Origin of the sequence: Stenotrophomonas maltophilia (genome assembly GCF_003970865.1) — a bacterium.
Classification (GTDB): Bacteria; Pseudomonadota; Gammaproteobacteria; order Xanthomonadales; family Xanthomonadaceae; genus Stenotrophomonas; species Stenotrophomonas maltophilia_AR.
On the sequence record NZ_RXLZ01000173.1, the window covers coordinates 1 to 572 of the forward strand.

General features: G+C 50.3%; 1 rRNA gene. It reads right to left on the reverse strand.

The window, feature by feature from the left end:
- Positions 1–404 (reverse strand): 16S ribosomal RNA (locus EKL94_RS22270); the annotation flags it as partial.
- Positions 405–572: the final 168 nt, after the last annotated feature.

The following is a 572-nucleotide window of genomic DNA, read 5'->3' on the forward strand; positions in this document are numbered from 1 at the left end:
CGGTATGGCTGGATCAGGCTTGCGCCCATTGTCCAATATTCCCCACTGCTGCCTCCCGTAGGAGTCTGGACCGTGTCTCAGTTCCAGTGTGGCTGATCATCCTCTCAGACCAGCTACGGATCGTCGCCTTGGTGGGCCTTTACCCCGCCAACTAGCTAATCCGACATCGGCTCATTCAATCGCGCAAGGTCCGAAGATCCCCTGCTTTCACCCGTAGGTCGTATGCGGTATTAGCGTAAGTTTCCCTACGTTATCCCCCACGAAAAAGTAGATTCCGATGTATTCCTCACCCGTCCGCCACTCGCCACCCATAAGAGCAAGCTCTTACTGTGCTGCCGTTCGACTTGCATGTGTTAGGCCTACCGCCAGCGTTCACTCTGAGCCAGGATCAAACTCTTCACTTAAAACTACATGATCCGAAGATCAAAATTTAAAGCTGCAGATGATTGATTCTGGCAACGTATCGCTTGCTTTAAAACAATTAATAGTTGCTTGATCAAACGTCTGCAAGATGGACAATCATCCTTCCTGCAGGCGCCTTCACAAGATACCTGCGCATACTTTCAAAGATC